General features: G+C 62.5%; 10 protein-coding genes and 1 pseudogene. 6 read left to right on the top strand and 5 right to left on the bottom strand.

Annotated features, from left to right (window positions below):
• The coding region (locus tag WBB95_RS15875) for a CaiB/BaiF CoA transferase family protein (protein ID WP_424488455.1) at nt 1–1,086 on the bottom strand (1,086 nt) is incomplete at its 3' end.
• A gap of 158 nt (nt 1,087–1,244) precedes the next feature.
• Between WBB95_RS15875 and tusD the strand changes: the two genes are divergently transcribed.
• From tusD to WBB95_RS15845, 6 genes are all read left to right on the top strand, one after another.
• Nucleotides 1,245–1,637, top strand: a complete 393-nt coding sequence (gene tusD, locus WBB95_RS15870) for a sulfurtransferase complex subunit TusD (RefSeq protein ID WP_424488454.1) — start codon at nt 1,245–1,247, stop codon at nt 1,635–1,637.
• Between the two features lies 1 nt (nt 1,638).
• The gene (gene tusC, locus WBB95_RS15865) at nt 1,639–1,989 is read left to right on the top strand and encodes a sulfurtransferase complex subunit TusC (RefSeq protein WP_424488453.1); all 351 of its coding nucleotides are present in this window, start codon (nt 1,639–1,641) and stop codon (nt 1,987–1,989) included.
• Nucleotides 1,989–2,267, top strand: a complete 279-nt coding sequence (gene tusB / locus WBB95_RS15860; RefSeq protein WP_424488452.1) for a sulfurtransferase complex subunit TusB — start codon at nt 1,989–1,991, stop codon at nt 2,265–2,267. The genes tusC and tusB overlap by 1 nt, the downstream gene beginning before the upstream one ends.
• Complete coding sequence (locus tag WBB95_RS15855; protein WP_424488451.1) at nt 2,264–2,599, top strand: TusE/DsrC/DsvC family sulfur relay protein; 336 nt, start codon at nt 2,264–2,266, stop codon at nt 2,597–2,599. The genes tusB and WBB95_RS15855 overlap by 4 nt, the downstream gene beginning before the upstream one ends.
• Nucleotides 2,596–3,597: a glycosyl transferase family protein gene (locus tag WBB95_RS15850; protein WP_424488450.1), complete on the top strand. Its 1,002-nt coding sequence runs from the start codon at nt 2,596–2,598 to the stop codon at nt 3,595–3,597. Before WBB95_RS15855 ends, WBB95_RS15850 begins: the two co-directional genes overlap by 4 nt.
• A gap of 88 nt (nt 3,598–3,685) precedes the next feature.
• Entirely contained in the window at nt 3,686–4,681 is a 996-nt protein-coding gene (locus tag WBB95_RS15845) for a glutathione S-transferase family protein (protein ID WP_424488449.1), read from the top strand.
• 105 nt (nt 4,682–4,786) lie between these two features.
• Here the strand turns inward: WBB95_RS15845 and cysG are convergent, their stop codons facing one another.
• From cysG to WBB95_RS15825, 4 genes and pseudogenes are all read right to left on the bottom strand, one after another.
• The gene (cysG, locus tag WBB95_RS15840) at nt 4,787–6,181 is read right to left on the bottom strand and encodes a siroheme synthase CysG (protein ID WP_424488448.1); all 1,395 of its coding nucleotides are present in this window, start codon (nt 6,179–6,181) and stop codon (nt 4,787–4,789) included.
• Nucleotides 6,182–7,462 (bottom strand): serine--tRNA ligase, encoded by a 1,281-nt coding sequence (gene serS, locus WBB95_RS15835; RefSeq protein ID WP_424488447.1) that lies wholly within the window; start codon nt 7,460–7,462, stop codon nt 6,182–6,184.
• A 16-nt stretch (nt 7,463–7,478) separates the two neighbouring features.
• Nucleotides 7,479–7,853 carry a fluoride efflux transporter CrcB gene (crcB, locus tag WBB95_RS15830; protein ID WP_177013857.1) on the bottom strand — a complete coding sequence of 125 codons (375 nt, stop codon included), beginning with the start codon at nt 7,851–7,853 and terminating at the stop codon, nt 7,479–7,481.
• A pseudogene (locus WBB95_RS15825) lies at nt 7,853–8,471 on the bottom strand (recombination factor protein RarA); the annotation flags it as partial. The gene crcB and the pseudogene WBB95_RS15825, both read right to left, overlap by 1 nt.

Raw genomic sequence — 8,471 nt, 5'->3', positions numbered from 1 at the left:
CGCCGCCCCGATATGCCTGGGCGGTGGCAACCCCTCGGAAAACTTCAACGGGCAGGCGATTTGCGCCTGAGTCGAACCATCGCCCCGCGGCACCTGGCTGACCAGTTCGCGTGCCTTTAACTGCGGGTGCTGCACCGCTTCACTCACGCTCAACACCGGCTCGACACACGCATCCACCCCGGCAAACAGCGCGCACAGCTCCTCGAAGCTGTGCGCTTCAAACTCGACCTGCAGCGCCTGCTTGAGGGCCTTCTGGTGCTCGGGCTTGAGGCTTTGCGCCGCCAGCTCCGGCCTTCCCAAGGCTGCGCACAACGCCTGCATAAACGCTGGTTCCAGGCTGCCCACCGACATCCAGCGCCCGTCGCGCGTGCGGTAATAGTCGTAAAAACTCCCACCGTTCAGCACGTGGGTCTCCCGATCCGGCTCGACCCCACAGGCCAGGTAACCGGCGCCGGCCATGGCGTTCAGGCTGAACGAGCAATCGGTCATGCTCACATCCAGGTATTGGCCGACGCCGCTCTGCTGGCGCGCAATGACGGCTGCGAGCAAGCCGACCACCGCATGCAGTGAGCCACCAGCGACGTCGGCCAACTGCACGCCCAACGGCAACGGCCCGCTGTCCTGGCGCCCGGTGTGACTGGAAACGCCTGCCAATGCCAGGTAGTTGATGTCGTGCCCGGCACGGTCCTTATAAGGGCCGGTCTGGCCGTAGCCGGTGATCGACACGTAAATCAGCCCGGGATTGATCGCTTTCAGTGCTTCGTAACCCAGGCCCAGGCGCTCCATCACCCCGGGGCGGAACTGCTCAAGGACAATGTCATAGTCCTTGACCAGCTCGCGCACGATCGCCAGCGCCTCGGCCTGCTTGAGGTCCAGGGCCAGGCTGCGCTTGTTGCGGTTGAGGTAGGCATGGCTCGCCGACGTGCCCTGATCGTGGGGCGGCAGCACGCGCAGCAGGTCCATACGCGTCGGCGATTCGATGCGCAGCACCTCGGCGCCCATGTCCGCCAGCATCAGGGAGGCAAACGGGCCAGGCAGCAAGGTGGAGAAATCCAGCACTTTAAGCGACGCCAAGGGACCGGGCATGAAAACTCCATTTGGGTTTGGAATGCCCACAGCGTAGGCGGGCTTGGCGCTTGTGGGCAATCGTCAGAACGATCAGCGACAGTGACCGTTTTGATCACGGCGGGCTTTTTCGCGGCGGCGGCTTTATCATTGGCCCACGTTTGCTTGCAGAGTGTTCCATGAAGTTTGCGATTGCAGTGTTTAGCGCCGCCCATGCACCCTCCTCGCGCCGCGCCTTGCTGTTCGCCCAGGCGGCGTTGGCCGGCGGGCATGAGATTGTGCGGCTGTTCTTCTATCAGGATGGCGTCTACAGCGCCGCCAATAACATCGTTGCGCCCCAGGATGAGCAAGACATCGCCCGCCAATGGCGCGAGCTGGTCAACCAGCATCAGCTCGACGGCGTAGTGTGCATCGCCGCGGCCTTGCGCCGTGGCGTGCTTAACAGCGAAGAAGCCACGCGTTATCAACGCAGCGCAGTCAACCTGGACGCACCGTGGGCGCTGTCCGGCCTTGGCCAGTTGCACGACGCCGCCCAGGCCGCCGACCGCCTGATCTGCTTTGGAGGGCCGTGACATGTCCAAATCCTTGTTAGTCATCAGCCGCCAGGCGCCGTGGTCCGGGCCGGGCGCGCGTGAAGCGCTGGACATCGTACTGGCCGGTGGCGCGTTCGATCTGCCGATTGGCCTGCTGTTTCTGGACGACGGCGTGTTTCAGCTGGCGCCCCATCAAGACGCGAAAGCGGTGCAGCAAAAAGACCTCAGCGCCAACCTCCAGGCCTTGGGCCTGTTTGGCGTTGATGACGTCTTCGCCTGTCGCCACAGCCTCGCCGAACGCGGGCTGGCAACCCCCGCCAGCGCCCGACCCTTGAGCAGCGAAGAAATCTCCACGCTGATTGACCGTTACGACCAGGTGATGACCCTCTGATGTCGACTTTACATGTGGTGTCCCACTCTCCGTTTACCGACAGCCGCCTCGCCAGTTGCCTGCGCGTGTGTGGCGCTGCGGACGCGATCCTGCTATGCGGCGACGGCGCCTACGGGCTGCATAACACGGCCTTGCAGACCAAGGGCGTAAAGGTCTTTGTGCTGGCCGAAGACATGCAGGCGCGCAATCTGCCGCTGCCAGACTGGGCCGACAGCGTCGACTACCCAGGTTTTGTGCAACTGTCGATCGACTACGACAAGGTCAACACCTGGCTATGAACACCCTGACCGTAGGCGAACGCACCCTCGAATTGGACAAGGACGGCTACCTCGTTGACCTGAACCAATGGTCCACGGAAGTCGCCGGCGCTTTGGCCGCCGCCGTACCACTCGAATTGACCCCGGACCACTGGGAAATCCTTGAGCTATTGCGCGGGTTCTATGCCGAATTCCAGCTGTCCCCCGCCACGCGCCCGCTGATCAAGTACACCGCCTTGAAGCTGGGCCCGGCAAAGGGCAACAGCCTGCACCTCAATACACTGTTCAACGGCACTCCCGCCAAACTCGCCGCCAAGCTGGCGGGCCTGCCCAGGCCGACGAATTGCTTATGACCGACTTTGCCCCGCTGACCCTTGAAACCCCTGCCGAGCACCCCTTCGCACCGTTCGTGCGCATTTTGGGCAAAGGCAAGCGCGGCGCGCGCAACCTCACCCGTGAGGAAGCCCGCGAAGCCATGGGCATGCTGCTCGATGAAAAGGTCGAAGACACCCAGCTCGGCGCCTTCCTGATGCTGCTGCGCCACAAGGAAGAAAGCCCGGAAGAGCTCGCCGGTTTTACCGAAGCCGTGCGCGAACGCCTCAACGCCCCGGCGCTGAACGTCGACATCGACTGGCCGACCTACGCGGGTAAGAAGCGCCACCTGCCGTGGTACCTGCTGGCGGCCAAGTGCCTGGCGCAAAACGGTGTGCGCATCCTGATGCACGGCGGCGGCGCGCACACGGCCGGGCGGCTGTACACCGAGCAATTGCTGGAAGGTTTGCAGATTCCGCTGTGCCGCAATTGGCAGCAGGTCGAAACCGCGTTCGAGCACGGCAACCTGGCGTTTATCCCGCTGGGCGACTGGGCGCCGCAATTGCAGCGCATGATTGACTTGCGCAACACCCTGGGCCTGCGCTCGCCGATTCACTCCCTGGCACGCTTGCTCAACCCGCTGAGTGCGCGTTGCGGCCTGCAAAGCATTTTCCACCCCGGTTACCAGGGCGTGCACCGCGATGCCAGTGGCTTGCTCGGCGACACTGTGATCGTGGTCAAGGGCGACGGCGGAGAGGTCGAGATCAACCCCGATTCGGCGAGCCACTTGTACGGCACCACCGGCGGCGAAAGCTGGGACGAAGAGTGGCCCGCCCTCTCCGCCCAGCGCCACGTCAAACCCGCGACCCTGGAGCCGGAGCACTTAAAAGCGCTGTGGCGCGGCGACGTCGAAGACAGTTATCCGCAATTGGCGCTGATCGCCACCATGGCCCTGGCCTTGCGCGGCCTGGGCCACCCACGGGAAGAGGCCTTTGAACGGGCACAGCGCTACTGGGACGCACGGGACAAATCGATTTAATCGATCATTACCGCCCGGTCTTTGCGCTTTTAGTTCGAACTCATCCCTTTAGACTGGGCTCCAACGCTTATTAGCCAAGGAGCCAGTCATGGGTTTGCTAATCGAAGGACACTGGAAAGACCAGTGGTACGAAAGTAGCGCAGACGGCGCGTTCCAGCGCGAACAGGCGCAGCGCCGCCACTGGGTAACCGCCGACGGCCAACCCGGCCCGAGCGGTGAAGGCGGTTTCAAGGCCGAGGCCGGTCGTTATCATCTGTACGTGTCTCTCGCCTGCCCTTGGGCGCACCGCACCTTGATCATGCGCAAGCTCAAAGGCCTGGAAAGCCTGATCGACGTGTCCGTGGTCAGCTGGCTGATGCTGGAAAACGGCTGGACCTTCGACAAGGCTCACGGCTCAACCGGCGACACGCTCGACGACTTTGCCTTCATGCATCAGCGCTATACCGCCGACACTGCCGACTACACCGGGCGCGTGACTGTGCCAGTGCTGTGGGACAAAAAGCTTAACCGCATCGTGAGCAACGAATCGGCGGAAATTATCCGCATGTTCAACAGTGCGTTTAACGCGCTGACCGGCAACACCCTGGACTTCTACCCCGAGCCGCTGCGCTCGACCATCGACACGTTGAACGAGCGTATCTACCCCGCCGTCAACAATGGCGTGTACCGCGCAGGCTTCGCCACCTCGCAGCAGGCGTATGAAAGTGCGTTTGATGATGTGTTTGCCGAGCTGGATCACCTGGAACGGCATCTGGGTGAGCGCCGTTACCTGGCCGGTGAATACCTGACCGAAGCCGATGTACGGCTGTTCACCACGCTGATCCGATTTGATGCGGTGTATTACAGCCACTTCAAATGCAACCTGCGCCGTATTGCCGATTATCCGAACCTGTCGAACTGGCTGAGGGAGCTGTATCAGTGGCCGGGCGTGGCCGAGACGGTCGATTTTACGCATATCAAGGGGCATTACTACGCAAGCCATCGCACGATCAACCCGACCGGGATTGTGCCGAAGGGGCCGGCGCAGGCATTTGATGCGCCGCATGATCGAGCGAGCCTTAACGGCGAAGGCGTGTGGAATTGATACGAGTTATGGGTTGTTTTTGAGGGCCTCATCGCGGGTAAGCCCGCTCCCACAGGTGATCATATTCAACTGTGGGAGCGCGCTTGCTCGCGATGCTTTTAAGCCCTAAACCTGCGACTGAGCGCCTTCAAACCACTTCAGCTTCTCACGTAACACCACCACCTCACCGACGATCACCAGTGTCGGCGCATGCACTTCATGCTCCGCTACCATGCGCGGCAAGTCCGCCAGGGTGCCGGTAAACACGCGCTGGTTGGACGTGGTGCCCTGCTGGATCAGTGCCGCCGGAGTATCTGCGGCACGGCCATGCTTGATCAGCTGTTCGCAGATGATCGGCAAACCGATCAAACCCATGTAGAACACCAGGGTCTGCGACGGGCCAACCAGGTCATGCCACGGCAGGTCCGAGGTACCGTTTTTCAAATGCCCGGTGATAAACCGCACTGACTGCGCATAGTCACGGTGAGTCAGCGGAATCCCGGCATACGCCGCGCAGCCACTGGCGGCGGTGATGCCCGGCACCACCTGGAACGGGATGCCGTGGGCCGCCAGCTCCTCGATCTCTTCGCCACCACGCCCAAAGATGAACGGATCGCCACCCTTGAGGCGCAGCACGCGCTTGCCTTGCTTGGCCAAATCCACCAATTGCTGGTTGATCTCGGCTTGCGGCACCGCATGGTCGGCGCGGCGCTTGCCGACGTACACGCGCTCGGCATCACGACGGCACAGCTCAAGGATCGCCGGCGCCACCAGGCGGTCGTACAGCACTACATCGGCCTGCTGCATCAGGCGCAGCGCGCGAAAGGTCAGCAGGTCAGGGTCACCCGGACCTGCACCCACCAAGTACACTTCGCCAGGCGCATAAGGCGGCGCACCGTTGACCTTTTCGATCAACAGACGCTCGGCTTCGGCGCCCTGCCCGGCCAACTGGCGGTCGGCAATCGGGCCCTGGAAAACCTCTTCCCAGAACGCACGGCGTTGCTGCACGTCCGGGTACAAGCTTTTGACCTGGGCACGAAAACGCGCCGCCAGCCCGGCCAATTGTCCATACGTCGACGGAATCCAGGTTTCCAGCTTGGCCCGGATCAACCGCGCCAGCACCGGCGCATCGCCGCCGCTGGACACCGCGATCACCAACGGTGAACGGTCGACAATCGCCGGGAAGATCACGCTGCACAAGGCTGGCGCGTCCACCACATTGACCGGCACGCAACGGCGCTTGGCCTCACTGGACACTTGCGCGTTCAGCGGCTCGTCGTCCGTGGCCGCGATCACCAGGGTGCAGCCGTCAAGGTCGGCCTCCTGGTAACCGCGTAAAATCAGTTCCCCGCCACTGCCCAGCACCAGTTCACGCAACTGGTCTTCGATCTGGGGAGCAACCACCCGCAGCAACGCACCGGCGTCGGCCAGCAGCCGGGATTTGCGCAAGGCAATCTCCCCGCCACCGACGACCAACACACGACTGCCGCGCAGGTTATGAAACAGCGGCAGAAATTCCATTTAGCCGATGACCTCAACGCCCGCCATGTACGGCTTGAGCACCTCAGGTACGCGGATCGAACCGTCTGCCTGCTGGTAGTTTTCCAGCACAGCCACCAGGGTGCGGCCTACGGCCAAGCCCGAACCGTTGAGGGTGTGCACCAGTTCCGGCTTGCCGGTTTCCGGGTTGCGGAAACGCGCCTGCATGCGACGGGCCTGGAAATCACCGCAGTTGGAGCACGACGAAATCTCGCGGTATTTGTCCTGGCTCGGCACCCATACTTCAAGGTCGTAGGTCTTCACGGCGCTGAAACCCATGTCGCCAGTGCACAGCGCCAGTACGCGGTACGGCAGCTCCAGCAGTTGCAGGACGCGCTCGGCGTTGGCGGTCAGGCCTTCCAGAGCTTCCATGGAGGTCGACGGCTCGACCACTTGCACCATCTCGACCTTGTCGAACTGGTGCTGGCGGATCATGCCGCGCGTATCGCGACCGGACGCACCGGCTTCACTGCGAAAGCACGGGCTGTGGGCCACGAACTTGATCGGCAGTTGCTTGGCGTCGAGGATTTCGCCGGCCACGATGTTGGTCAGCGACACTTCGGCAGTCGGGATCAGGTACAGGTCGGCTTCGCCGTCGCGGCTGATCTTGAACAGGTCTTCTTCGAATTTCGGCAGCTGGCTGGTGCCCATCAATGCCGGCGCCTGCACCAGATACGGCGTGTAGGCTTCTTCGTAACCGTGCTCGGCGGTGTGCAGGTTGATCATGAACTGCGCCAGGGCGCGGTGCATGCGAGCGATAGGGCCGCGCAGCAAGGCAAAGCGCGCGCCGGACATCTTGGCGGCGGTTTCGAAATCCAGGCCACCGGTCAGCTCGCCCAACGCAACGTGGTCCTTGATCTCGAAATCAAAGGCTTTTGGCGTGCCCCAACGGCGCACTTCGACGTTGCCGTCTTCGTCTGCGCCAACCGGCACCGATTCGTGCGGCAGGTTCGGGATGCCCAGCAGGATCGAATCCAGCTCGGTCTGAATGCCTTCCAGCTCGACTTTACCGTCGGACAGCTCGGTGCCCATGCGCTCGACGTCCGCCATCAACGGCGCGATGTCTTCGCCGCGCTGCTTGGCCTGACCGATGGATTTTGAACGTGCATTGCGCTCAGCCTGCAGTGCTTCGGTGCGGGTCTGGACGGTCTTGCGCTGTTCTTCCAGCGCTTCGATGCGCGCAACATCCAGGGCAAAGCCACGGGATGCCAGGCGGTCCGCTACGTCCTGAAGGTTGCTACGTAACAGTTTGGAATCGAGCATGTCGGTCTCTCGTTTATCAAAGTTTGGTCAAGGACAGGCCAGCCCAGGTGGCGAGCAGCCCGCCGAACACGCTGATGCCCAGGTAACCGAAGGCGACCAGGGCCTGCCCGCTTTCGAGCAAGCGCAGCGTGTCCAGTGAAAAGGATGAAAAGGTCGTCAGACCGCCTACAAAGCCGACAATCAAGCCGGCACGAATTTCAATCGGCACTTCCGGGCGCAACAGGAACCAGCCGTACAACAAACCGATGATCAGGCACCCCACCAGGTTGACCGCCAGGGTCGCCGCATAAAAATGCCTTGGCCAATTGGCGCTGACCCAAGTCCCGGTGGCGAAACGCAATAATGTACCAGCGATGCCGGCTACGGACACGGCAAGAATCGTCTTGAGCACTACTTTCTCCGCTGTTTCGGGCTGAGGCGGTCGAGTTGGGCGAGGTGATTGAGCTTTTCACCGATTTTCAGCTCCAGGCCACGGGGCACCGGCTGGTAGAACGGTTGCGGCTCAAGGTCATCAGGGAAGTAATCTTCACCGGCGGCATAGGCGTCCGGTTCATCGTGGGCGTAGCGGTATTCGTCACCGTAGCCCAACTGTTTCATCAGCTTGGTCGGCGCATTGCGCAGGTGCAGCGGCACTTCCAGCGAACCGTGTTCGGCCGCCGCGCGCAGTGCGGATTTGAACCCCATGTACACCGCGTTGCTTTTCGGCGCGCAGGCCAGGTAGGTAATGGCCTGGGCCACCGCCAACTCGCCTTCCGGGCTGCCGAGGCGCTCCTGCACTTCCCACGCGGCCAGGCACAGGCTCAGGGCGCGCGGGTCGGCATTGCCAATGTCCTCGCTGGCCATGCGCACTACGCGGCGCGCCAGGTACAACGGGTCGCAGCCGCCGTCGATCATCCGCGCAAACCAGTACAACGCGCCGTCGGGGTTGGAGCCGCGCACGGATTTATGCAGTGCGGAAATCTGGTCGTAGAAGGCTTCGCCGCCTTTGTCAAAACGCCGGCGGGTGTCG

The organism is Pseudomonas sp. (assembly GCF_049645325.1).
GTDB lineage: Bacteria > Pseudomonadota > Gammaproteobacteria > Pseudomonadales > Pseudomonadaceae > Aquipseudomonas.
This window is presented reverse-complemented; position numbering and strand designations above follow the sequence as displayed.